General features: G+C 28.8%; 23 protein-coding genes. 2 read left to right on the forward strand and 21 right to left on the reverse strand.

The window, feature by feature from the left end; all coding sequences use genetic code 11:
* Window positions 1-9: 9 nt before the first annotated feature.
* Complete coding sequence (locus FIA58_RS09235; RefSeq protein ID WP_140962195.1) at window positions 10-504, forward strand: MepB family protein; 495 nt, start codon at window positions 10-12, stop codon at window positions 502-504.
* On the opposite strand, the gene FIA58_RS09240 is transcribed toward FIA58_RS09235, so the two are convergent.
* Window positions 497-1,162 carry a DUF2461 domain-containing protein gene (locus FIA58_RS09240; protein WP_140962196.1) on the reverse strand — a complete coding sequence of 222 codons (666 nt, stop codon included), beginning with the start codon at window positions 1,160-1,162 and terminating at the stop codon, window positions 497-499. The genes FIA58_RS09235 and FIA58_RS09240 overlap by 8 nt on opposite strands.
* 267 nt (window positions 1,163-1,429) lie before the next feature.
* Here FIA58_RS09240 and FIA58_RS09245 point away from each other — a divergent pair, with 267 nt between their 5' ends.
* On the forward strand, window positions 1,430-2,452 hold the full coding sequence (locus tag FIA58_RS09245; RefSeq protein ID WP_140962197.1) for a T9SS type A sorting domain-containing protein: 1,023 nt from the start codon (window positions 1,430-1,432) through the stop codon (window positions 2,450-2,452).
* A 75-nt stretch (window positions 2,453-2,527) separates the two neighbouring features.
* Here FIA58_RS09245 and FIA58_RS09250 read toward each other — a convergent pair whose 3' ends face one another.
* The 20 genes from FIA58_RS09250 to FIA58_RS09345 form a co-directional block, all read right to left on the reverse strand.
* Window positions 2,528-3,727, reverse strand: a complete 1,200-nt coding sequence (locus tag FIA58_RS09250) for a T9SS type A sorting domain-containing protein (RefSeq protein ID WP_140962198.1) — start codon at window positions 3,725-3,727, stop codon at window positions 2,528-2,530.
* Between the two features lie 97 nt (window positions 3,728-3,824).
* Window positions 3,825-4,424, reverse strand: a complete 600-nt coding sequence (gene hisIE / locus FIA58_RS09255) for a bifunctional phosphoribosyl-AMP cyclohydrolase/phosphoribosyl-ATP diphosphatase HisIE (protein ID WP_140962199.1) — start codon at window positions 4,422-4,424, stop codon at window positions 3,825-3,827.
* Between the two features lie 53 nt (window positions 4,425-4,477).
* Complete coding sequence (gene hisF, locus FIA58_RS09260) at window positions 4,478-5,233, reverse strand: imidazole glycerol phosphate synthase subunit HisF (protein WP_140962200.1); 756 nt, start codon at window positions 5,231-5,233, stop codon at window positions 4,478-4,480.
* Between the two features lie 56 nt (window positions 5,234-5,289).
* A complete protein-coding gene (gene hisA / locus FIA58_RS09265; RefSeq protein WP_140962201.1) occupies window positions 5,290-6,012 on the reverse strand; it encodes a 1-(5-phosphoribosyl)-5-[(5-phosphoribosylamino)methylideneamino]imidazole-4-carboxamide isomerase in 723 nt (240 codons plus the stop codon).
* Window positions 6,013-6,037: 25 nt separating this feature from the next.
* Window positions 6,038-6,631 (reverse strand): imidazole glycerol phosphate synthase subunit HisH, encoded by a 594-nt coding sequence (gene hisH / locus FIA58_RS09270; protein ID WP_140962202.1) that lies wholly within the window; start codon window positions 6,629-6,631, stop codon window positions 6,038-6,040.
* 96 nt (window positions 6,632-6,727) lie between these two features.
* Window positions 6,728-7,864, reverse strand: coding sequence for a bifunctional histidinol-phosphatase/imidazoleglycerol-phosphate dehydratase HisB (gene hisB, locus FIA58_RS09275; protein WP_140962203.1), 1,137 nt, complete (start codon window positions 7,862-7,864; stop codon window positions 6,728-6,730).
* Entirely contained in the window at window positions 7,857-8,921 is a 1,065-nt protein-coding gene (gene hisC / locus FIA58_RS09280; RefSeq protein ID WP_140962204.1) for a histidinol-phosphate transaminase, read from the reverse strand. The genes hisB and hisC overlap by 8 nt, the downstream gene beginning before the upstream one ends.
* 8 nt (window positions 8,922-8,929) lie before the next feature.
* Window positions 8,930-10,234, reverse strand: a complete 1,305-nt coding sequence (gene hisD / locus FIA58_RS09285) for a histidinol dehydrogenase (protein ID WP_140962205.1) — start codon at window positions 10,232-10,234, stop codon at window positions 8,930-8,932.
* A 21-nt stretch (window positions 10,235-10,255) separates the two neighbouring features.
* Window positions 10,256-11,113 carry an ATP phosphoribosyltransferase gene (gene hisG, locus FIA58_RS09290; protein ID WP_140962206.1) on the reverse strand — a complete coding sequence of 286 codons (858 nt, stop codon included), beginning with the start codon at window positions 11,111-11,113 and terminating at the stop codon, window positions 10,256-10,258.
* A gap of 267 nt (window positions 11,114-11,380) precedes the next feature.
* On the reverse strand, window positions 11,381-12,097 hold the full coding sequence (locus tag FIA58_RS09295; protein WP_140962207.1) for a VIT1/CCC1 transporter family protein: 717 nt from the start codon (window positions 12,095-12,097) through the stop codon (window positions 11,381-11,383).
* Complete coding sequence (locus tag FIA58_RS09300; RefSeq protein WP_140962208.1) at window positions 12,090-12,608, reverse strand: DUF2231 domain-containing protein; 519 nt, start codon at window positions 12,606-12,608, stop codon at window positions 12,090-12,092. Before FIA58_RS09300 ends, FIA58_RS09295 begins: the two co-directional genes overlap by 8 nt.
* A gap of 12 nt (window positions 12,609-12,620) precedes the next feature.
* Window positions 12,621-13,736 carry an efflux RND transporter periplasmic adaptor subunit gene (locus FIA58_RS09305; RefSeq protein WP_140962209.1) on the reverse strand — a complete coding sequence of 372 codons (1,116 nt, stop codon included), beginning with the start codon at window positions 13,734-13,736 and terminating at the stop codon, window positions 12,621-12,623.
* Entirely contained in the window at window positions 13,736-18,073 is a 4,338-nt protein-coding gene (locus tag FIA58_RS09310) for a CusA/CzcA family heavy metal efflux RND transporter (RefSeq protein ID WP_140962210.1), read from the reverse strand. The genes FIA58_RS09305 and FIA58_RS09310 overlap by 1 nt, the downstream gene beginning before the upstream one ends.
* A 97-nt stretch (window positions 18,074-18,170) precedes the next feature.
* Complete coding sequence (locus FIA58_RS09315) at window positions 18,171-18,548, reverse strand: hypothetical protein (protein ID WP_140962211.1); 378 nt, start codon at window positions 18,546-18,548, stop codon at window positions 18,171-18,173.
* A 69-nt stretch (window positions 18,549-18,617) separates the two neighbouring features.
* A complete protein-coding gene (locus FIA58_RS09320; protein ID WP_140962212.1) occupies window positions 18,618-20,018 on the reverse strand; it encodes a sensor histidine kinase in 1,401 nt (466 codons plus the stop codon).
* Window positions 20,011-20,673 carry a response regulator transcription factor gene (locus FIA58_RS09325; protein WP_140962213.1) on the reverse strand — a complete coding sequence of 221 codons (663 nt, stop codon included), beginning with the start codon at window positions 20,671-20,673 and terminating at the stop codon, window positions 20,011-20,013. The genes FIA58_RS09320 and FIA58_RS09325 overlap by 8 nt, the downstream gene beginning before the upstream one ends.
* 10 nt (window positions 20,674-20,683) lie before the next feature.
* Complete coding sequence (locus tag FIA58_RS09330; RefSeq protein WP_140962214.1) at window positions 20,684-22,003, reverse strand: DUF3570 domain-containing protein; 1,320 nt, start codon at window positions 22,001-22,003, stop codon at window positions 20,684-20,686.
* Between the two features lie 49 nt (window positions 22,004-22,052).
* Window positions 22,053-22,262 (reverse strand): DUF4266 domain-containing protein, encoded by a 210-nt coding sequence (locus tag FIA58_RS09335; protein WP_140962215.1) that lies wholly within the window; start codon window positions 22,260-22,262, stop codon window positions 22,053-22,055.
* Between the two features lies 1 nt (window position 22,263).
* Window positions 22,264-23,244, reverse strand: a complete 981-nt coding sequence (locus FIA58_RS09340; protein WP_140962216.1) for an FAD:protein FMN transferase — start codon at window positions 23,242-23,244, stop codon at window positions 22,264-22,266.
* Window positions 23,241-23,675, reverse strand: coding sequence for a thioredoxin family protein (locus FIA58_RS09345; RefSeq protein WP_140962217.1), 435 nt, complete (start codon window positions 23,673-23,675; stop codon window positions 23,241-23,243). The genes FIA58_RS09340 and FIA58_RS09345 overlap by 4 nt, the downstream gene beginning before the upstream one ends.
* Window positions 23,676-23,802: the final 127 nt, after the last annotated feature.

A 23,802-nucleotide genomic window follows, 5' to 3' on the forward strand; every position in this document is an offset into this window, starting at 1 on the left:
TCCTAATTAATGATTGATTCAGAGTTACTTACATTAGAAAATAATATTTATAAAAACTGTTCTTTAAAGATAACAAATGTTACTTCTCATGACGAAAGTAAACAGTATTGTGCTTGTTCTTTTTCATTAAATGATAATAAAGTTATTTTTAGAAAATCTAAAATTACTCCTAAAAAGCAAGGTCAATTTGTTACTTTTTGGAAAAGAAGTGAAATAGGACCAATTCAACCTTATCATGAAAATGATGATTTTGACTTTTTTGTTGTAAACAGTTCTTCAGAAAATAATTTTGGTCAATTCATTTTTCCTAAATCTATTTTAATTCAAAAAGGAATTATTACTTCCAATAATAAGGAAGGAAAAAGAGCATTTAGAGTTTATCCTATTTGGGAAAAAGTTATAAATAAACAAGCTATAAAAACACAATCCTGGCAAAAAGATTACTTTATTATACTTTCAAATAGTATGGATTTTAATAGTTTAAAAAAAATGTATACTATATAATACTTTCTCCGTTAAGATTAGTAGTAAGAACATCACTCATGTAGTCGAAAAAAGGCCTCATTGCTTTAAAAGTAACCAAAACTTCTTCATTAAAATTAGGAGACAGAACCTCTTTATTAGAAAAAGATCTCGTTACTAAAAATTGTTTTTTTCTAATTAAATCAATGTCTGGATGATTTTTATCAAAATCTCTTGGAGCTGTTTTTAATTCATCGCCTTGAAGTGAACCAAAATATTTTTTAAAAGAATCTTGAGATATAATTTCTCTTAATTCCGAAGCATCAAGTTCTATTTCTTTACGAATACGTAATAAATCCTCCTTATTAGGTTCCCAAAAGCCTCCTCCAACGAAACTGGCATCATTTTGAATATGCAAATAATAACCACCTCTTAGCATGGGTTTTGTTCTTTTGTAACCAGCACTAAAGTTTACTTTATAAGGCAATTTATTTTTTGAAAAACGAACATCTCTGTAAATTCTAAATATTTGTATATTTTCAATATTATCAAATTTACCAAGTGAATTACCAATTTCATTAAAAAATTCCTTTATATCTTTTTGTTCTTTTTCAAAGCGTTTTTTATTTTCCGCAAACCATTCTCTATTATTATTATCTTTTAAATCTTGTAAGAATGATAATGATTCTTTTTTAATCATAATTAACAAATATTTTAAATTTTAACTTTATTTTTAAATTATTATTATTACATTTATTAAAATAAACATTTAGTCTATATTTTTAATAGATAATATAAGAATATTCATAATTAATTAACAAAAAAAACAAAAAAAATGATTCAAATAGTTATTCAGTAAGTAAGTCAAAATGTTAAATAAATGTTAATATGTGATTTTTTACTAACTGAAAGAAAAAAAATAAAAGGTATATTTAAAAATCCCAAATTAACTTAAATCCTTGATATTATGAAAACTAAATTACTATTACTATTACTTACGACCAATTTCTTATTTTGTCAAGTAACAGATGTATTAACAGATTTTAATTCTGCTGGACTATCAAACTTAACGTTTAAAAGTAATTATATTTACTTTAATTCTTATGTTCAAAAGAAAGTATATCGTATTGATCATACTTTTACAAATCCAACTGTAGAATTGGTGTATCAATTCAATGAAAATCCAAATTTCGTTTATATTGAAAATGATATCTTATTTGTTGGAGTAGAAAATCCATTTAAAACTTACAAAATTGATTTAAATACAGATGAACTTAACACTGAACTAATAGCTAATGTCGCTGGTCCTATGGTTAAAATCAACGATGATTTATATATTGGTCAATATTCAGCCTCAAAAATAGTGAAAATTAATTTAACAACTTCATTGCAAACTGACGTTTTAGTAGGTTACAAACCTAATTTTTTTACCGTTCATGATAATAAATTATTTTTTACATCTAATTATACTAATGCACTATATAAATATGATCCTTCCAGTGGAATATTAGATACTATCTTGAATAATTTAAACTATGCCTCAGGAATTGTTATGAATGAAGCATTATTTTTTATTTGTGAAAGTTCAGTAAGTTCTATCTCTATTTATTCTAATCCTGGATTTCAATTTGAAAACCTTTTTCAATTACCTGCTAACTCTTGGCCTAATGGTGCTATACTTGTTGGAAATGATCTCTTTTTTGTACAAACAATTGCTGGGAAAATTTCGAAAATGCCAATTAATACGTTCTTAGGGAATAGTGATTTTCTAGCACATGATCCAAAAATAAAAATATATCCAAACCCTTCTACTGAAGTTATAAATATTGATAGCAAATATTTTTTTGAAAAATACAGTATCTATAATAATGAAGGTAAATTAATTCAAAACTCTACAATTACCAATAATAAAATAAATGTATCCGAATTACCTAAAGGACAATATGTATTAATGCTAGATAAACATTCAAATACTTTCTTAAAAAATTAAAAAAATGATACATACATATTAAAAACGCTCTATTTAAATAAAAATAGAGCGTTTCTTATTATTTACTAAAAACGATTATCTTTTAATTATTTTTTGTTTATTGTTACCAATAGTTAAAAAGTAAGTTCCTTTTTTTAGATGACTAATAGTAATACTATTGTTTATTTGATCAACAGTAAATGTAGCGACTTTAGCACCCAAAGTGGAATAGATAACTACTTTTTCTGGTTGTGTTATTCCTTTTATAGAAACTATTTCTGTAGCTGGGTTAGGATATAAAATTAAATTAGAGTTCTCTGAAATAAAATTTTCTGCATCTAATGTAGTACTATCCACAACCTTTAAAACAACTGAAGTTGTATTATAGATAACAACAAATTCTTTATCACTTCCTAAATCTGGAAAATTTAAAGTACTAAATGTACCAGTAATAGTATTTGCGGTTAAAATAGTAAATTCTGAGCCTATGACTGGATTATAATCATCCAAAAGAGTAACATTTAATCTACCATTTAAAGTTGCCACATTAGAGACTGTTACTAAATCATTTTGGGTACTATTTATATCAATATATAATTTTGCATTATTTTCAAAAAATAAATCAGCATCAAAAACATAAGTTCCTAACCTTAAACTGCTAGTTTCACCTGGACTTAAACCATTTGTTAGATTAAAATTATTACTATGTGAAGTATTATTTCCCGAAAGAGTTGAATTAATTACAATACTTCCATCATTTAAAATGATATCATTATTATAAAAATTATAAACTATATTAAAAATACCCGTGTTATTTATTGTACCACTATTTGTACCAAAAGAACTACTTGTAAGGGTAGCTTCATTATTAAATGTGCCATAATTATCAAAAAAAGAATTACTTTGAAATATATTTTGGTTAGTAAAAATAGAATTGTTTTCAAAAAAAGAATTACTTTGAAATGTTCCAAGATTAATCACAGTTCCATTATTTGTAAAAAAAGATCTATTTACAATATCCCCTTCATTAGTAGCTTCTCCATTAATTCTTACTGAAGAATTATTAGTTAGTTTCCCTCTATTGAATAACTTTCCATTTATAGTATATTGACTAGCTGTTACCTCTGAACCAGCCGTAATAATAATTTCATCTGCGGTGCTTAATGTTGTTCCCGGATAACTAGGACTCCAATTTGCTTGATCTGTCCAATTTCCTATTCCAGTATATGTGTAGGTGGTTTGAGCTTCTATACTAAATGTAAAAATAGTAAATAGAATGAGTAAAATTTGTTTCATTATTTTTTATTTATGATGTTTAAAAATGCAAAGATATTACACATCACTACATGAAAAAATCACTATAAATAGTGATTTTTATTTTTATTAAACATAGCTATTTTTCTCTACTTTTCAATACATTTACAACATCATTCAATTGATAGTCTTTAGCTTGTAATAAAATTAAATAATGAAACAATAAATCAGCACTTTCAGATAGGAATAGATTATCATTGTTGTCTTTTGCTTCAATGACAACTTCTACAGCTTCTTCACCTACTTTTTGAGCTATTTTATTTATCCCTTTTGCAAATAAACTGGCTACATAACTCTTTTCAAAATCAGCATTTTCTTTTCTTTCTTTTATTGTGTTTTCCAATTTTGAGATAAATCCAAAATTTGGCTTGTTAACTTCCTGCCAACATGTATCTGAACCAGTATGACAAGTTGGTCCAACTGGATTTACCCTAATTAATAAAGTATCACTATCACAGTCATTTTTAATAGAAACTAATTCTAAAAAGTTACCACTCTCCTCACCTTTTGTCCACAACCTACCTTTTGAACGACTAAAAAAAGTAACCTTATTGGTTTCCAATGTCTTATCAACAGCTTCTTGGTTCATGTAACCCAACATTAATACATTATTTGTTGAATTATCTTGTATAATGGCTGGAATTAATCCGTCTTTGTTTTTTGTAAAATCTATTTTCATCTTTCAATATGAATGATAATTGCAATAGCAAAAATCAATTTTAAAATTATTTTTTATAGTCTAATTTGAATATTTTCTTTTTTTAAAAATTGCTTTAAATCTGGAATTTCAATTTCTTGGAAATGAAAAACACTAGCTGCCAATGCTGCATCAGCTTTTCCGTGAATGAATGTATCAGCAAAATGTTGGCTATTTCCTGCTCCACCAGAAGCAATAATAGGAATATTTACTAATTCAGATAATATTGCCAAAGCTTCATTTGCAAAACCGTTTTTTGTGCCATCATTATTCATTGACGTAAAAAGGATTTCTCCTGCACCTCTTTGTTCCACTTCTTTTGCCCAATCAAATAATTCAATTACTGTTGGCTCTTTTCCACCCACTAAATGGACTATCCATTTTCCATCAATTTGTTTAGCATCGATGGCTACCACAACACACTGACTTCCAAATTTTGTGGCTAATTCGTTAATTAATTCTGGTCTCTTAACTGCAGAAGAATTAATAGAAACTTTATCGGCTCCATTATTTAGTAAGATAGCTACATCTTCAACTGAAGAAATTCCACCACCAACAGTGAAAGGAATATTAATAGCTCTTGCTACCTCTTTTACTAAGTTTGCTAAAGTCTTTCTTCGTTCTTCAGTGGCAGAAATATCTAAGAACACCAATTCATCAGCTCCTGTTTCTGAATATTTTTTAGCCAACTCTACAGGATTACCAGCATCTTTTAAATCTAAGAAATTCAAACCTTTAACAGTACGGCCATTTTTTATATCTAAACAAGGTATTATTCGTTTTGTTAACATCTTTTGAGTGATTAGTTACTGGTAATTAGTGATTAGTTATAAACTGAGATTATTTACTAATTACTTATAAATACTTCTAATTGTTTCAATGTAATTTTTCCTTCGTAAATAGCTTTACCAATTATAGTTCCTTCACAACCTAATTCAGCTAATTTAGGTAATTCATCAAATGTAGAAATACCACCAGAAGCGATTAATTTCACTTTAGGGCATTCTTTTAAAATATCTTGATATAATTCAAAGCTAGGTCCTTCAAGCATACCGTCTTTAGCAATGTCGGTACAAATTACATAAGAAATTCCTTCCTTTTGATAGTTTTGAATGAAAGGAATTACTTCTTCTGTACTTTCTTCTAACCAACCAGAAATAGCAATTCTTCTATTGTTAGTATCAGCTCCAAGGATTATTTTATTGAAACCATATTGACTAATCCAATTTTTAAACAGTTCTGGTTTTTTTACTGCTACACTTCCACCTGTTATTTGATTTGCTCCACTTTCAAATGCTATTCTCAAATCTTTATTTGATTTTAAACCACCACCAAAATCGATTTTTAAACTTGTTTTTGAAGCTATTTGTTCCAAAATTTTATGATTGACAATCTTACTTGATTTGGCTCCATCTAAATCTACTAAATGTAAATGTTGAATTCCATGTGCTTCAAAAGACTTGGCTACTTCGAGCGGATTCTCATTGTATATTTTTTTTGTGTCATAATCACCTTTTGATAAACGAACACATTTGCCATCGATGATATCTATTGCTGGAATTATTCTCATTTTTTTAATAATTAATGAACAGTTACTAGTAATTAATTGGTAGTTCTAAGAAGTTTTTTAAAATTTGCTCTCCGTGAATGCCACTTTTTTCTGGATGAAACTGAACTCCGTAAAAATTATCTTTACGTAATGCTGTTGCGTATTCTGTTTCGTAATCTGTATAAGCAATTGCATTGGAATTTTTTGGTGCATAAAAACTATGAACTAAATACATGTATTCGTTATCATTAATCCCTTTAAATAAAGGAGATTTTAGATTATAAATCGTATTCCACCCCATTTGTGGTACTTTTACTTCATTAGAAAACTTAATAATTTCTACATCAAAAATATTAAGCCCTTTCGTGTTGCCTTCTTCTGAACTTTTACACATTAATTGCATGCCTAAACATATACCTAAAACAGGTTGTTTCAGCGTGGGAATTAGAATATTTAAACCACTTTCTTTCAATTTTTCCATAGCACTACTCGCTTCTCCAACACCAGGGAAAATCACTTTATCTGCACTTTTAATTAAATTCCAATCATTGGTTACAAAAGCCTCAAAACCTATCCTTTCTATCGCAAAAAGAATACTTTGAATATTTCCTGCACCGTAATCTATTATGGCTATTTTCATTTGTATGGTCTTAAAGTTTAAAGTCGAAGGTCTTAAAATCTATTTTAGAAGAATTATTCTCCTTTTGGCTTTATGGCTTTCAAACTTTTTACTTATTTAAAGCACTCCTTTTGTACTTGGTAAAATCATTTTGTCAGCATCTCGTTTTACAGCTACTTTAATAGCTTTGGCAAACCCCTTAAATATGGCTTCAATTTTATGATGTTCATTTGTTCCTTCTGCTTTTACGTTTAGATTGGCTTTAGCTCCATCAGTAAATGATTTAAAGAAATGAGAGAACATTTCAGTAGGCATCTCTCCTATTTTTTCACGTTTGAATTCTGCTTCCCAGACCAACCAATTTCTGCCACCAAAATCAATTGCTATCTGAGCCAAACAATCGTCCATTGGTAAACAAAATCCATAACGTTCAATACCTAATTTATTGCCTAATGCTTTTGCAAAAACCTCTCCTAATGCAATTGCAGTATCTTCAATAGTATGATGTTCATCTACTTCTAAATCACCTTTCACTTGAATGTCTAAATCCATTTGTCCATGACGTGAAATTTGATCTAACATATGATCAAAAAAAGCTAAACCAGTATTAATATTGCTTTTTCCGGTTCCGTCTAAGTTTAAAGTAATAGCAATATCTGTTTCATTAGTTTTACGAATAATTGAAGCCGATCTTTCTTCTAATTTTAAGAATTCGTAAATTTTCTGCCAATCATTGCTTTCTAAAGCAATTACTGAATTTAATTCTTCTCTTTTAACAGAGATTTCTCCAGTTCCAAGATTTGTGTTATCATTAATAAAAATAGCTTTAGACCCTAAATTTTTGGCTAACTCTACGTCAGTCAAGCGATCACCAATTACGAATGAATTAGTTAAATCATACGCTTTAGAGAAATATTCGGTTAACAATCCTATTCCTGGTTTACGTGTGTTGGCATTTTCATGTGGGAAAGTTCTATCTAAGAAAACATTTTTAAATATAACACCTTCATTTTCATACGTTTTCATAATAAAATCATGAACAGACCAAAAAGTATCTTCTGGAAAAGAATCAGTACCAAGACCGTCTTGATTAGTAATCATCACTAATTCATAATCTAATTCCTTAGCAATTTTACTTAGATAAGGAATACATTTTGGATAGAAAATCATTTTTTCAAATGAATCAATTTGTTCGTCAACAGTTTCTTTTATTACAGTTCCATCTCTATCGATGAATAAGACTTTTTTAGACATTTTTTAAATTTTTAAGTAATTCAATCACTTTTTCATTTTCTTCTTTTGTACCAATGCTAATTCTAAGGCAACTTCTACATAAAGAATCATTTGAACGATTTCGCACCACTATTCCATTTTCTAAAAATTGATTGTATTGAAAAGTAGCATTATCCACTCTAAAGAGTATAAAATTAGTTTCTGATGGGAAAATTTCAGTTACTATTTTACATCGTACTAAAGCCTTCATTACTTTTTCTCTTTCCTTTTTAATATCTTCAATTTCATAGATGTATTTTAAGCTTGCTAATTTTTCTATGGCTAAATTTTGAGAAACGCTATTCACATTATATGGAGGTTTAATTTTTTCTAAAACAGTTATAATATCTTGAGAAGCAAATAATAATCCTAAACGTAAACCAGCCATTCCGTAGGCTTTAGATAAAGTTTGTACAATTACTAAATTTTCAAATTCAGAAATCCTTTTTAACCATGTTGGTTTATCTGAAAATTCAATATAGGCTTCATCAATGACAACTAACCCATTAAATTCATTTAAAATTCGCAAAATACTTTCTTCTGAAAAAGTATTTCCAGTGGGGTTATTTGGAGAACAAAGGAAAATTATTTTTGTATTTTCATTCACTCTATTCAGAATAGAATTGACATTAGGTTGAAAATCATCCGTTAAAATGATTTTTTTATTTTGTATTGCATTTAGATTAGCTAAAACGCTATACATGCCATATGTAGGTGGTAAAGTGATAACATTATCAATATTAGGCTCACAAAAGGCTCTAAATAACAAATCTAGAACTTCATCACTACCATTACCTACTAAAATGTTTTGTACTGAAATATTTTTTATTTCTGACAAAACCTCTTTTAAAGCTTTCTGATGTGGATCTGGATAACGATTAAGACCATTTTCGAAAGGGTTTTCATTAGCGTCTAAAAAAATCATATCGTCATTATTTAATTCGTTAAATTCATCTCTAGCTGATGAATATGGACGCATAGTTTTTACATTTTCTCTAATGAGCGATTCTAAATTCACATTCTTAACGTTAATTTCCATAATAAAACTTAAATTTTGTTTGTTTGTTTATTTGTTATTTTGTTTAATCTTAATGTTACAGCATTTTTATGTGCTTGCAATCCTTCTGCTTCTGCCATTAATTCTATTGACTTGCCAATATTAATTATCCCTTCTTTTGAAATTTTTTGAAACGTCATAGCTTTTAAAAAACTATCTAAATTGACACCACTATAACTTTTTGAATAACCATTTGTTGGTAATGTATGGTTTGTACCAGAGGCATAGTCACCAGCACTTTCTGGTGTATAGTTTCCAATAAAAATAGAACCTGCATTTTCAATATTATTTAAAAAATAATCCTCATTCTTTGCACAAATAATAAAATGTTCTGGACCATACTCATTTATTAATTTTAAGGCATTCTCATCATTATCAACAAAAATTAACTTTGAATTATTTATAGCAACCTGAGCAATTTCTTTTCTTGGTAAAACTTCTAATTGTTTGTAAATTTCTTGTTCCACATCATTTAAAACATTTTTTGAAGTAGTTACCAAAATTACTTGACTATCTTTTCCATGTTCAGCTTGACTTAATAAATCAGAAGCTACAAAGCTTGGTATTGCTGATTCATCTGCAAAAACTAATAATTCACTTGGTCCTGCTGGCATGTCTATAGCAACGCCTAATTGTGATGCATATTGTTTTGCTATAGTAACAAATTGATTTCCTGGGCCAAAAATTTTATATACTTTTTCTATAGACTCAGTTCCAAATGTCATTGCAGCAATAGCTTGAATACCTCCTATTTTATATATTTTTGTTACGCCACATAATTGCGCAGCAAATAAAATAGTTGGATTAATACTCCCTTTTTTATCGGGTGGAGTACATAAAACAATTTCTTTGCAACCAGCAATTTTTGCAGGAACCGCTAACATTAAAACTGTTGAGAATAAAGGTGCTGAACCACCAGGTATATATAGACCTACTCTTTGAATAGATCTTTTTTCTTGCCAACACATAACACCTTTTGTTGTTTCAACTTCTATTTTAGTTGTTCTTTGAGATGTATGAAACTTTTCAATATTTGACTTTGCTAAACTAATTGCACTCTTTAAATCACTTGCTATTTCATTTATTGCCGTATCTATTTCATTTTGAGGTACAACAAAGTTTGTAAGATTTATACCATCAAACAGAGAAGTATATTTTAAAACTGCTTGATCTCCTTTTTGTTGAACCTCTTTAAAGATTCCTTTTACTGTTTCTTCAACTTCGCTAAAAGTTTGAGTTGGTCGTTTTAATACTTCTGACCAATCTTCAAATTTTGGATTATATATTTTATTCATTTTCTTTTAATTTGTTATTAGTTAAAGAACCATTTTTTCAATTGGACAAACAAGAATGCCTTCAGCACCAGCTTCTTTTAATTGATCTATAACTTCCCAAAACGTATCTTCTTCAATAACTGAATGCAAACTACTCCAACCTGCTTGACTTAAAGGCATAACTGTTGGACTTTTTAAAACAGGCAGTATTTTGGTTATCAAATCAATTTTATTATTGGGTACATTCATTAAAATATACTTTGATTTTCTGGAACGTAAAACGGATTGGATACGAAACTGTAATTTATCCAAAATTTGTTTGGCTTCAAATGAAATTTCTGGAGAAATAGCAAGAACAGCCTCACTTTTTAAGATTACTTCAACTTCTTTTAGTCCATTTTTAAATAAAGTACTTCCACTTGAAACAATATCTACAATAGCATCTGATAAACCAATATTAGGAGCAATTTCTACTGAACCTGAAATTTGGTGAATGTCTACAGTCATACCTTTTGATTTGAAATAATCAATAACCGTATTTGGATAAGAAGTTGCTACCCTTAATCCATCTAAATCATTTAATGCTTTGTATTCAAATGCTTTTGGAACTGCTACAGAAACTTTACATTTTGAAAATCCTAATTTTTCAGCTACAGTAATGTTTTTTCCCTTTTCTACAAGTAAATTATCACCAACAATAGCTGCATCTACTACTCCATCCAATAAATATTGAGGAATGTCCGAATTACGTAAAAAATAAACTTCTAGTGGAAAATTGGAAGCTGTAACTTTTAATTGGTCGTTATCGTTGTAAATAGTAATGCCAGAATCTTTTAAGAGTTGAATACTCTCGTCGTAAAGTCTACCTGATTTTTGAATTGCAATTTTTAAGATACTCATTGTTTGTTTTAAGATAGGTTTGAGTACATCACTGCGTTTTTTAAAAAGAAAAAACCCGTTTGATCTACTCAAACGGGTTTATAATTATTTTGATATATTACAAAATCACTATTGCCTCGCTCGAGCGTGGAAAAAATGATGGTGATGATGTAATTTATTTGTAAACATTTCTATGTTATTTTTTAACATTGCAAATATAAAGACATTATTATTTACAAAACAAATCTTTTTTAAAAATTATACTTTGTTTAATGATAAAGTGAAAACTTATGCAAGGTTTACACCAAAAACATGTCCGACTATAGCAGTTAAAACCATGGCTATAGTCCCCCAAGAAGTAACTCGAAGCACTGCTTTTAAAACATTTGAACCTCCAGTTTTTGCTGCTAAAGCTCCTAAAAATGCTAAAAATAAAATAGCCAATGCATACAGCCAATATTCCATATTATGCACTGGTAAAAAAAGAGTAACTAAAAAGGCTAAAGCTCCTCCAACAGTAAATGAAGCTCCAGAAGCTAAAGCTGCTTGTAAAGGTTTCGCTTGACTTATTTCATTAATTCCTAGTTCATCTCTTACATGAGCTCCTAAAGCATCATGACGTGTTAATTCTTTTGCGACTTGTAAAGCTGTTTCTTTCTTTAGACCTCTTCCCTCATAAATTTGAGCTAAACGCTGTAGTTCAATTTCTGGCATTTCTCTGAGTTCGATTTTCTCTCTTTCAATATCTGCTTTTTCAACATCCGTTTGAGAACTTACTGAAACATATTCTCCAGCTGCCATCGATAAAGCTCCTGCTACTAATCCTGCTAATGTAGCCAAAATTACAGGTTCTCTAAATTCACTAGCCGCAGCTACACCTATTGCAATACTTGAAGTTGATAAGATGCCATCATTTGCACCTAAAACAGCTGCCCGTAACCAATTACTTTTATGGATATAATGATTGTCTAAATAGCTCTCTAATTCCTTTTCTTTTTCATCCATTATTAATTAGATTAATCGTGATTATCTTCGTACTCTTCCTTAGAGTCTCAGCGTTGTTAAGTTGATTATTTGTCTCTCTTATTTCAGTATGACGAATTTCTCCACCTGAAGTTCCCACTGATTTTGCAAATACACAGGTTAAAATTGCAACGCCTAATGTAGCATACATTACAAATTTAACTTTACTATTATTTTTAAGATTTAAATAAAAACTAATTAATCCTAATAAACCAGTTGCGTATAAAAATAGAACGAATTTTTCAGCTAGTTCTTCATGTTCGTGAATGATTTTATGACCAATATTTGGCAAATCTTCAACCATCTCCTCAGCTCCTTCACCTGTTGCCATACTTGCAAATCCAAATATTGCAGCAATAGCTAAGAGTAAAAATGCTGTATTTTGTACAGATTTATTTTTTAAAACTATTCCAACTAATAAAATACCGGTTCCAAAAATTAATCCAATAATTGGAAAATGGTTTATTACCATGTGTAAATGTGCATCGTTCATAAAAATACTTATTTAATATATGTCAAAAACTCCTTTAGTTAAGATTTTAGATTCTTTGTTTATTTTTTTATTTTCTGTTATTTCTATTTCTTTTGATAATCTTTCTCCAATAATAACGGGTACTTTTTCAAAAATATAAGCTTCATTTGAATTAGACTTCAATAAAAGTACATAATTTTTATCATTTTCAGTAATTAAAGCATCAATTGGAATAGCTAAACCCTTTTTAGAATCGGTTAAAATAGTTGCTTCTACAAACATTCCAGTTAGTAATCTTTGTTTGATGTTTTTATCTAAATGTCCGTGGATCATGATAGTTCGATCATTTCCTTCAATCGACTTCCCAACTAGAACTACTTCTGCTTTAAATACTTCTTTTGAAGCTTGTGGAACAGTAAATTCAATACTTTGTCCTGTTCTAATTTTTAAAATATCCTTTTCGAAAACAGCTAATTCCACATGTAAATGATCGGTATCCACTATTTCTAAAATAACATCAGCTGGTGACATAAACATACCAATAGTAGCATTAACTACAGTTACATCACCTGCAATAGGTGCATAAATTGTTATTTGAGAGGTTAAATTCCCTTTTAAGACTTGAGCTGGAGAAATGTTCAATACCTCGAGTTTCTTTTTTAAACTTTGGTACATGCCATTCGCTCTTTTGTAGTCACTTTCTGCTTTTAAGTAACTTTTTTGAGACGTTATTTTTTCATCGTACAAAGTCTTTTGTCTTTCGTACTCTGATTTTAAATAACTAATTTGTTCAGCCACTTCTAAATACTCTTTCTGAATATCTATGAATTCCGTATTTTCTAGTGTCACTAATGCTTGTCCTTTCTTTACTTTATCACCGATTAACAAATGTGTTGTTTTTACATAACCTCCTAAAAAAGAAGTGATTTTAACTCTATTTTCAGGAGGAACATCAATTTTACCAGTGGCTTTTATTCCTACATTAAATTCTAGTTCTATGGGAGAACTAATTTCTAATTGAGAACTTTGAAATTGCTCTTTAGTCACTGAAATTGTTTCTTCATCAATCGTTTTTTCAACTTCTACTTCTTTGTTTTTACAAGAATTTAAAATCAAAGTTAGAACTAATATATATCGTATTTTTTTCATTATTCTAGTGTTATGTATTGTAATTGCAATTGGGTTAAATTGTATTGTAATAGAGCATCCAAATAATCGATTTGAATTGAAGTTGCATTTTCTAAGCTTAAAATGAATTGAAAAAAGTCAATTTCACCATGTTTGTAACTCATATTGGCTACTTTAAGAATTTCTTCTGAAAGTTTCTTACCATATTGATTGTAGTAATTAATGCTTTCTTGAAATTGTTCTAACTCTTGATTTTTTTGTTTTAGATGTGCTTCTACTTTCAGCATTTGGTTTTCTTTTTGGGTTTCCCAACTTTTTAATTCCAATTTAGCGACTTTGTTTTTGGCTGTATTTCCATTATAAAATAAAGGAATTCCTATTCCAACTTGAAAACCATACAATGAGGAAGATAAACCTGTATTCTTTCCTTGAAAATATTGCAAATGAATATCTGGTAAAGCTTGTTGTTTTTGCAAAGATATTTTGTTTTTATATATATTCACAATATCCTGATAATATGAACTATACAACTCTTTATTACTAGTATTACTTAAATATTTTTGTTGTTTTAATGTTGTTGCATTTATTCCAATTTTTTCATCTGATTGTACTAAAGAACGTAACATTTCATACCAACCTATTTTCTCTTTTTCTAACTGAATTAATTGGGTGTTTATTTGACGAAATTTGGCTTGAGCCGTAATTTTTTCGAGATAATTACTTTCTCCTAATTCAAATCTTCTATCACTTGCTTTTGAGAAATTTTGGTACAAACTATCTAAATACTGATATAATTTTTGTTTGTGTTGGACATAAACAATTTGGTTGTAAACTTTTGAAATTTCATTTGCTAATTGACTCTTTTGGAGTGCTAAACTAGATTTTTCTTTTTCAAACTCAGCTTTAAATACTTTCTTCTGAGCACCATAAACTGTTGGAAACGCAAATGTTTGTTGAATACCGAATACTTTTAAAGGTTCATTATTTATGGCTAAATTATTTTGATCATAACTATAATAAACAACTGTTTTATCTATAGAATAAGCTGTTTTTATAGCCATTTCAGCTTTATCCACTTGTAATTGTAACCCTTTTATGTTTTTATTATTTTGATATCCTTTCGCAATTAAATTGTCTAGTTCAGGATTATTATTCTGTGAAAATCCTAGACTTGTAAAAAAGAAAAAAGCTATAATATAAGTTGTTGTTTGATGTTTTTTAAACTTTGGTTTTTTAAATTCTTTAGTATCTAAAATTTTATAAAGAATTGGTAAAACCAACATTGTCAGTAAAGTAGCTGTAAATAAACCACCTATGACAACAGTTGCTAACGGTCTTTGTACTTCAGCACCAGCAGAGGAAGAAATTGCCATTGGTAAAAACCCTAAAGCAGCTGCACTCGCTGTTAACAAAACAGGTCTTAGTCTATCCGTAGTTCCTTTTAGAATTAATTCGTTGATATCTTTCATCCCTTGGTGTTTTAATTCTTTAAAATGTTCGATTAATACAATTCCATTTAAAACGGCTATTCCGAAAAGAGCAATAAACCCTACTCCTGCTGAAATACTGAATGGCAAATCGCGAATCCATAAGAATAAAATGCCTCCAACTGCTGATAAAGGAATAGCTGAATAAACCATAAGAGCTTCTTTAATAGATCCAAATGCAAAATATAATAATATAAAAATTAAGGCTAAAGCAATTGGAACAGCAATCATCAACCTGTCTTTTGCACTTTGTAAGTTTTCAAATTGACCACCATAAGTCACTCTATAACCTATAGGTAATTTAATTTTAGTATTCACAATTTTCTGAATATCATTCACAACACTTTGTAAATCTCTGTTTCTAACGTTGATTCCTACAACAATCCTTCTGTTGGTATTATCTCTTGAAATTTTTGCTGGACCAGTTGTGTATTCAATTTCAGCTAACTCTTGTAACGGAATTTGGTTGCCATTTGGGGTGGAAACATATAGATTTTCGATATCTTTAATATCCGTACGATTGTCTTTATCAGAACGAATAACCATATCGAAACGTTTTTCACCTTCAAAGACAGTTCCGATTGTTTTTCCAGCGAAAGCTAAGGATAAAACATCATTTAAATCGGCAATATTCATTCCATATTGTGCTATTTTTGAGCGATTGTATTTGACAGCCATTTGCGGTAAACCTTCTGTTTTTTCAATAATAATATCAGAAGCTCCTTCTACATTTTTAATCGCTTTAGCAATTTCATCTGCTTTACGTGCTAAGACTTCTAAATCATCTCCAAAAACTTTTACAGCAACATCAGAACGTGTACCCGAAATAAGTTCGTTAAAACGCATTTCAATAGGCTGTGTGAATTCAATTTCCATATTTGGAATCTTCTTTTCAATTGCTTCTTTTATTTTATCGGCTAATTCATCTTTAGAATTGGCCGAAACCCATTCTGATTTTGGTTTCAATTTGACAATTATGTCACTTTCTTCCATACTCATTGGATCAGTTGGAACTTCGGCTGCTCCTATTCTACTGACAACTTGAGAAACTTCAGGAAAATTTTTTAAAATGATTTGTTCGATTTTTGTAGTGGTTACAATGGTTTTAGATAGGGATGTTCCTGTTTTTAAAACCGGTTGGATTACAAAATCACCTTCATCTAAAGTTGGAATAAATTCTCCACCCATGGTTGTAAATAAAAGTACTGCCATAACTAAAAGTCCTAATGCACCGTTTAAAACTTTTTTAGTGTTATTTAAAGCCCAAGTAATTACAGGCAAATACCAAGAATTCAATTTGTTAATCAATCGATTGGAAAGTGAATTTGGGTTTTCTTCTTTTGGTTTTAAAAATAAGGATGAAATCACAGGAACATAAGTAAAACAAAATAACATAGCTCCAACCAACGCAAAACTAAACGTCATTGCCATAGGTTTGAACATTTTTCCCTCTACTCCAGAAAGTGATAAAATAGGAATGAATACAATTAAGATAATTAATTGACCGAAAACAGCTGAATTCATCATTTTTGAGGCACTTTTATAAGTGATTTCATCAATTTGAATCTGTCTATCTTCTTTAGATAAATTTACCAAATGACTTGATTTATGAGCAATTTGGAAGGCAATAAATTCGACTATAATGACCGCTCCATCTATTATGATTCCAAAATCAATTGCTCCTAAACTCATTAAATTAGCGTCAATTCCGAAAATATTCATGAAAGAAATGGCAAATAATAAACACAAAGGAATTACTGAAGCTACGACTAATCCTGAACGCCAATTTCCTAATAATAATACAACAACAAAAATTACAATTAAACACCCTAAAATAAGATTTTCAGCTACTGTAAATGTCGTTTTACTCACTAATTCACTTCGTTCCAAAAATCCGTTTATATAAACTCCTTCTGGCAATGCTTTTTCTATTTCAGAAACCCTTGATTTAACATCATCAATGACTTGTTTGGAGTTTCCTCCTTTTAGCATCATTACTTGTCCTAATACTTTTTCTCCTTCTCCATTTCCTGTTATGGCTCCAAAACGATTTGCAAATCCATATTGTACATTGGCTACATTTTTAACTAAAATAGGATTTCCATTAAAAGTTGTTATAACTATGTCATTAATATCATCAATAGATTTAATTTTACCTTCTCCACGAATGAAATAACTTTGATTGGTTTTTTCTATATAAGCTCCACCAGCGATACTATTGTTCTTTTCTAAAGCAGTAAAAACATCATTTATAGTAATATTCATTGCTTTAAGAGAGACTGGATTCACAGCAATTTCATACTGTTTTAAATAACCACCCCAAGTATTTATTTCCACAACACCCTTAATTCCAGACAACTGACGTTTAACAACCCAATCTTGCAGAGTTCTTAAATCAGTTACAGAATATTCATCTTTGTATTCAGGTTTTACTTCTAAAGTGTATTGATAAATTTCACCCAAACCTGTTGTGATTGGACCCATTTCTGGAGTTCCAAAACCCGCAGGAATTTTTTCAGAAGCTGACTTAATTTTTTCAGCAATTAATTGTCTTGGTAAATACGTACCTATTTCATCATTAAAGACAATGGTTACCACGGATAATCCAAATTTTGATACGGAACGTATTTCATCTACACCAGGTAAATTTGCCATTTCTAATTCTACTGGATATGTAATATATTGTTCAATATCTTGAGTAGAAAGATTTTGTGAAGTTGTGATTACTTGCACTTGATTATTAGTTACATCAGGAACAGCACCAATTGAAATTTGGGTTAAAGAATATAATCCAAAACCTAGAATTCCCAATGTTAATAAAATAACAATGAATTTATTTTTAAGACTGAAAGCTATTATTTTTTCTAACATTTTGTTAAATTGAAAATTAGTAAATAGTATTTATCTTAATTACAAATAAATACAACCTAAACATGGAAATTAATTCCAATTTCTATTCAATACTATGTTAGCTTATTTTTGGCGGAAGCCAAATAGAGGTAAATAAATTTGACTTAAAGGATTTTTTGTAAAAAAAAGTTTTATTTACATCAAAAAAAAATCTTTCCTCTAAAAGTTGAAAGGTTACAAAAGAGAAGGTAAATAACAAATTTACAGAACTATTAAAGGTTTTAAATGGTAAATCTTGATGCTCTTTTTGATTATTTTCAGTTTTTTTTAAATAATGATCTTTAATAAAATTAATGAAAGAAGCTGATTGGTTCACTACTTCACTTTTATGTTCATTATAATGCTCAATTAAGTTAGGAATTTTCAATAATTGCCCTATTGATGTGTTGGCACACAAAAATATTGTTATTAAAAGAAAGGCAATTACTTTGTTCATATTATAAATTAATACTTTAAATAAGTATAGTACAAATTTACAATTTAAAAACATAAGAATACTTAAGGTCTACTTAGGATTTTCTAAAGGAAAACTTAATTTTACTTCAGTTCCAATTCCTAAAGTACTGATCACCGAAATATCAATTTTTAATAAATTACATAATCTTTTTACAATTGACAAACCTAAACCTGTTCCTTTTATTTCAGGATGATTAGAAACGTCTGAACGGTAAAAAGAACTGAATATCTTGTCTAAATCATTTGGAGAAATCCCTACTCCATTATCTTTTATAGTAAAATCAATTGCATTTTTTTGGATAACCAAAGAAATAGAAACTTCTCCATTATTATTAGTATATTTAATAGCATTTGATATTAAATTACTAATTATAATAGAAACCAAATAATTATCTGATAACAAATAATAATCCTCAGTAAAAAACGTCTTTACCTTTATTTTTTTACTTTCAATTTTATCAGAAAAACGAGTCAAACTATCTAAAACAATAGCATTTAGATAAATAGATTCCTTCTTAATATTTTGTTTTTGATTTTCAAAACGAGCTAAAAGTAATAATTGATCGACCATATGGTTTAATCGGTTCACTTCAGAAATACAAAAAATAATTTTTGATTCGTATTCATGTTGATTTCTTGGTTTTCTGATTAATACTTCCATTGTTCCTTTTATAACAGCTAATGGAGTTCTCAATTCATGTGAAGCATCTGAAGTAAATTGTTTTTCTCTTTCAATGGTATTTTCAATTCTATCTAATAAAAGATTTATATTTTCGGAAAGTGTATATAATTCGTCTCTATTGTTTGGTAAAGGAATTCTAGTCTGTAAATTGTCTTTAGTAATTTTACTTGACGTTTCTATAATTGTACTTACTGGTTTAATACTTCTTCCAGCAAAAAAACGAGCAATTAAAAATAGAATAATTAGAATTATAGGAAATGAAATAAGTAAAATTTCTTTTAAAATATCAACAATTTCAAAATCTTCTAAAGACATTGCAATGATTAAGTAACCAACTACTTTATTTTTATTGATTATAGAAGTTTGTAATTGTCTTACAGGAATTCCATTTAGTGAAGTATTAAAAAATTCGTTGTTATGAGAATTATCTAAAAGCGTTAGGTTAGAATCATTTAGATTTGGGGATTTATCGATTAGCAATTTGTTAGTATCATAAAACTCAACGAAAACAGGGTTGACATTGATTGAATTATGTTCTCTTGCTCTCCATTGATCAACTTGAATAAGATAAGTATTATTAATGTCTATTTTAACATCATCTAGATGTTTGTTTAATTCTTCTTGTATACCTTCATTGATGTGCTCATTAACACTATATTTAACAATACTAAAAATACATAGAAATACTATTGCAATAAGTATTGAACCACTAAGAATGTAGTTAAAAGCAATTCTATTCTTAAATGAAAATGATAATACCTTAGTCATTTGCAATATAACCTACTCCTCTTATAGTTTTTATTAATTCTTCGTCTTTTGAAAGATTTAATTTCTTTCGAATAGCGTTCATAAATACATCAATTACACCAGTATCATAATCAAAATGAATATTCCAAACATCTTCTATAATTTTATTCCTTGTACAAACAGTTCCTTTGTTAGTGATTAAATAAGCTAATAGTTCAAACTCTCTTTGCGTTAAAGAAACTTCTTTTTTATCTACAAAAACCTGAAATTTCCTTTTGTCAAGTAAGATGTTACCTAAGGTTAATTTTGAGTTGTCATTGCTGGATCGAAAATGTATTTTTATACGTTCTAATAATTCTTCAAAACTAAACGGCTTTTTCATATAGTCATTAGCGCCCGATTTCAACCCTTCAATAGTTTCTTGAACGGTGTCTTTAGCGGTTAAAAAAATAATGGGAATAGTAGTTTTTTCAAGCCTTATTGCTTTGCAAACATCGATACCACTCATTTTTGGCAACATCCAATCTAGAAGAATTAAATCAACTGGTAAAGACAATGCTTTTTCTAAACCTTCCTTTCCATCCATAGCAAAAGAAATAGTAAAACCTTCTTCTTCTAATCCTTGTTTTAGAAAGTCAATAATTCCTTTTTCATCTTCAACTATTAGAATATGCATTAAAAATATATTATTGTTGAACAAATTTTACTCCAAAAGATATGATATTAGCATCTAAACCATCACTTCTTTTATAATAATTATATCTAAAATCGATGTTTTTTAAGCCAAATTTCCAAACTTTAGCATTAGTAAAAATATCGGTATAATTCAAGCCGAATCCAATTTGGTTGGCATCAAAAGTGGAAAGGTCATAATCTGAAGTGTAAAATTCTTCTGTAGAAATATGAGCTTCGTATGGTGCAAAATATTTGGATTGTTGCTGGGTATAATAGCGATACATTGGAAAAATAGTAAATTTATCAGACAATTTTACTGGTAGTTCAATGTTTATGGTATGCGAAGAAATATCCCAATTATCCGTATAATACCTGTAATAAGTTCTAACAACCAATCTTTCATTTACATAATAATTTAAACGAGCTCCTATTGGTAACTTGAAACGACTATCTGGTAAACGTTCAATATCATCTGCTAACTGAAATTCGTTAATAAAAGAATCCGCAATATCTGAAAAATAAACCCTTTGGTAAGGAGTTGAAAGTAAGCCTTGTTGTTGCAAAACATCTAAAAATAAAGAAAATTGTAACTTTCTTGTGAGGATTTGAGAAAAACTTAAAGAGACTGCAAAGGAATTTCTATTTTTATTTTCATGAAAAGAAAACTTAGTAGGATTATAAGCTGTATTACCAGTTATAAAATAATTATTGAAAATTCCCCCATTTAAATTATCTCCATTAGATTTAAAATCTTGTAATTCTTTTGGATATATTGGACTCCAGGTATCCAAATAAGCGTTTGCTGAAATATTAATTTCTGTATTCTTGTCGTTGAACAATTTGGTTAAACCACCACCAAAACCTATTGATGAATAATCATATTCTACAGAACCTGACACGTGTGCGTTCCATATAGTGTTTCTATCATCAGAACTATGACTATAATTTACAACTAAACTAGTTAATGCATCTGATTGCGAAGCACCAGAACTAGCTTGCCAAGGACTTGGTGTATTACTATCAAATGGATTTATATTACTGGAAGATGCTGATGAATAAGCAGAAATACCAGCATCTATAGTCAATATATCATCATCGTTTAAAGGTACTGCTACTACAATTGTTGGTGTAATATCAGTTAAATCTTCAGTTCCTTTTCCACCAGAAACAGCTGAATGAATTCCGTCTTGTTTATAATAACTGGCTAGGAAATCAACTTCGATACTTTCTAAAACTCTTTTTTTGTAAGTTACTTCAGTTGAATCTTTCTCTTGTGAAAATGATAATCCAGAGATTAGTGCTATTAAGATTACTATTATTTTATTTTTCATATGTAGCTAATCATTTTTTTAATGGTGATATAGTATTACTTTAAGATTATTAATTACAACCACAACCACCACCTGTTTTTCCTCCATTTGCTCCAGCTGCTGCTTCTCTATAGACTTGAAAATTAGTTTCAAATCGTTCACTCATTCTTGCCGATAATTTCATATCTGGGTCGTTGATATATTGTTTATCATACTCTTTTACAGCATTACAAGAAAATGCAAAACCTGCAAAAACAATTACTATTACTAACTTTTTCATCTTATTTTGATTTTATATCTATATTTTTTGAATAATGAATACCTCCTTTATCATCTATAATGATGCATTCGATGCCATTTATTTGGTTAATTAAATCCATTCCTACTTCTACTCCTAATACGAAAACACCTGTTGCGATTGCATCTGCAATTTCAGTTTGTTTTGCAAAAACAGAAACACTAATGATTCCTGATGCTGGATATCCTGTTCTTGGATCAATAATATGAGAATATCTTTTTCCATTAAATGTAACATATTTTTCATAATTACCTGATGTTTCAACTGCATTATCAATTAATGGAAAAGTGGCAAACACTTTATTTTTATTTAATGGGTTTACAATGGCAACTGTCCATGGATTTCCATCTAATTGATAACCCCAAGTATTAATATCTCCTGAAACATTTACAATACCAGACTTACATCCTTTTTCTTGTAATAAAACTTTAATTTTATCAGCGATATATCCTTGTCCTATCCCTCCTAAACCTAGTTTCATCCCTTTTTCTTTTAGAAAAATAGTTTTTTCGCTCGAATTTAAAATGATTTTTTGATAACCTACTCTTTCTACTGATTTTCTAATTTCAGTTTCGGTTGGCATTTTTTTCATGCTTCCATCAAACTTCCAAATCCTATCCATTGAAGCATAACTAATATCAAAAGCTCCTTTTGTCAATTCAGAAATCTTTAGTGCCCTTTCTACCAAATTAAAAACTTCATCATTAACTTTAACGGGATTAATTCCTGCATTCTGATTTACCTTAGAAATTTGTGAAGATGGAATCCAATCAGAGATCAAATTTTCAACTCGTTTCACTTCATCAATAGCTAAATTACAATATTTGTTACCTATAATCGTATCTTTAGCAATAACTGTAATCTCAAAAGGACTACCTAACAAAGAAGCTTTCTTCTTATGAACAACTTGTGCAAAAGAAAGAGAAACAAAAAATAAAAAAAGAAAAATTTTATACTTTATCATTTTTTCAATGCGTGCATCATTTTTATATATTCCTCAGGAGCTACATTTTTGAACCCCATTTTTCCTAATACTTTACCTTCTTTATCTAGTAAAACGACTAAAGGAAAACTTCCTTCTACATTATATTTTTCAGCTAAACTTCTATTATGAGCTTCCTGTTCTTCAGATAATTGATTGGCTTTTTTTCTAGGGAAATTAGCTTTTACTAAAATCCATTTTTCTGTTGATTCTTTTTTAAAAGCTTCAGATTGCCAAATATTCTTATCTAGCTTTATACAAGGTGCACACCAGTCTGAACCAGAAAAAATAAGAACAATATTTTTATCCTGCATTCTAGCTAATTCTTTTGCTTCTTCAAAATTATATTTCCAATCTTGAGAAAATCCTACAGTTACTACAAATAAAAATAAAAGGGCTATACACTTTTTCATTTTAAATAATTTTTATACAAATTAAACGATTTTTTAAACTTATAGTACCTATTCAATTTTAAATTAAGTAAAACTTAAGGTAATATTAGTTCAATATTAAGTGAAATTTAAGTGAAAAATAGGTTAC

Origin of the sequence: Flavobacterium jejuense, assembly GCF_006491595.2 — a bacterium.
GTDB classification, from domain to species: Bacteria; Bacteroidota; Bacteroidia; order Flavobacteriales; family Flavobacteriaceae; genus Flavobacterium; species Flavobacterium jejuense.

What these genes read in the sequence shown, in the direction of transcription:
- FIA58_RS09235 (WP_140962195.1), top strand. Translation starts at nt 10, where the DNA reads ATGATTGATTCAGAGTTACTTACATTAGAAAATAATATTTATAAAAAC.
- FIA58_RS09240 (WP_140962196.1), bottom strand. Translation starts at nt 1,162, where the DNA reads ATGATTAAAAAAGAATCATTATCATTCTTACAAGATTTAAAAGATAAT.
- FIA58_RS09245 (WP_140962197.1), top strand. Translation starts at nt 1,430, where the DNA reads ATGAAAACTAAATTACTATTACTATTACTTACGACCAATTTCTTATTT.
- FIA58_RS09250 (WP_140962198.1), bottom strand. Translation starts at nt 3,727, where the DNA reads ATGAAACAAATTTTACTCATTCTATTTACTATTTTTACATTTAGTATA.
- hisIE (WP_140962199.1), bottom strand. Translation starts at nt 4,424, where the DNA reads ATGAAAATAGATTTTACAAAAAACAAAGACGGATTAATTCCAGCCATT.
- hisF (WP_140962200.1), bottom strand. Translation starts at nt 5,233, where the DNA reads ATGTTAACAAAACGAATAATACCTTGTTTAGATATAAAAAATGGCCGT.
- hisA (WP_140962201.1), bottom strand. Translation starts at nt 6,012, where the DNA reads ATGAGAATAATTCCAGCAATAGATATCATCGATGGCAAATGTGTTCGT.
- hisH (WP_140962202.1), bottom strand. Translation starts at nt 6,631, where the DNA reads ATGAAAATAGCCATAATAGATTACGGTGCAGGAAATATTCAAAGTATT.
- hisB (WP_140962203.1), bottom strand. Translation starts at nt 7,864, where the DNA reads ATGTCTAAAAAAGTCTTATTCATCGATAGAGATGGAACTGTAATAAAA.
- hisC (WP_140962204.1), bottom strand. Translation starts at nt 8,921, where the DNA reads ATGGAAATTAACGTTAAGAATGTGAATTTAGAATCGCTCATTAGAGAA.
- hisD (WP_140962205.1), bottom strand. Translation starts at nt 10,234, where the DNA reads ATGAATAAAATATATAATCCAAAATTTGAAGATTGGTCAGAAGTATTA.
- hisG (WP_140962206.1), bottom strand. Translation starts at nt 11,113, where the DNA reads ATGAGTATCTTAAAAATTGCAATTCAAAAATCAGGTAGACTTTACGAC.
- FIA58_RS09295 (WP_140962207.1), bottom strand. Translation starts at nt 12,097, where the DNA reads ATGGATGAAAAAGAAAAGGAATTAGAGAGCTATTTAGACAATCATTAT.
- FIA58_RS09300 (WP_140962208.1), bottom strand. Translation starts at nt 12,608, where the DNA reads ATGAACGATGCACATTTACACATGGTAATAAACCATTTTCCAATTATT.
- FIA58_RS09305 (WP_140962209.1), bottom strand. Translation starts at nt 13,736, where the DNA reads ATGAAAAAAATACGATATATATTAGTTCTAACTTTGATTTTAAATTCT.
- FIA58_RS09310 (WP_140962210.1), bottom strand. Translation starts at nt 18,073, where the DNA reads ATGTTAGAAAAAATAATAGCTTTCAGTCTTAAAAATAAATTCATTGTT.
- FIA58_RS09315 (WP_140962211.1), bottom strand. Translation starts at nt 18,548, where the DNA reads ATGAACAAAGTAATTGCCTTTCTTTTAATAACAATATTTTTGTGTGCC.
- FIA58_RS09320 (WP_140962212.1), bottom strand. Translation starts at nt 20,018, where the DNA reads ATGACTAAGGTATTATCATTTTCATTTAAGAATAGAATTGCTTTTAAC.
- FIA58_RS09325 (WP_140962213.1), bottom strand. Translation starts at nt 20,673, where the DNA reads ATGCATATTCTAATAGTTGAAGATGAAAAAGGAATTATTGACTTTCTA.
- FIA58_RS09330 (WP_140962214.1), bottom strand. Translation starts at nt 22,003, where the DNA reads ATGAAAAATAAAATAATAGTAATCTTAATAGCACTAATCTCTGGATTA.
- FIA58_RS09335 (WP_140962215.1), bottom strand. Translation starts at nt 22,262, where the DNA reads ATGAAAAAGTTAGTAATAGTAATTGTTTTTGCAGGTTTTGCATTTTCT.
- FIA58_RS09340 (WP_140962216.1), bottom strand. Translation starts at nt 23,244, where the DNA reads ATGATAAAGTATAAAATTTTTCTTTTTTTATTTTTTGTTTCTCTTTCT.
- FIA58_RS09345 (WP_140962217.1), bottom strand. Translation starts at nt 23,675, where the DNA reads ATGAAAAAGTGTATAGCCCTTTTATTTTTATTTGTAGTAACTGTAGGA.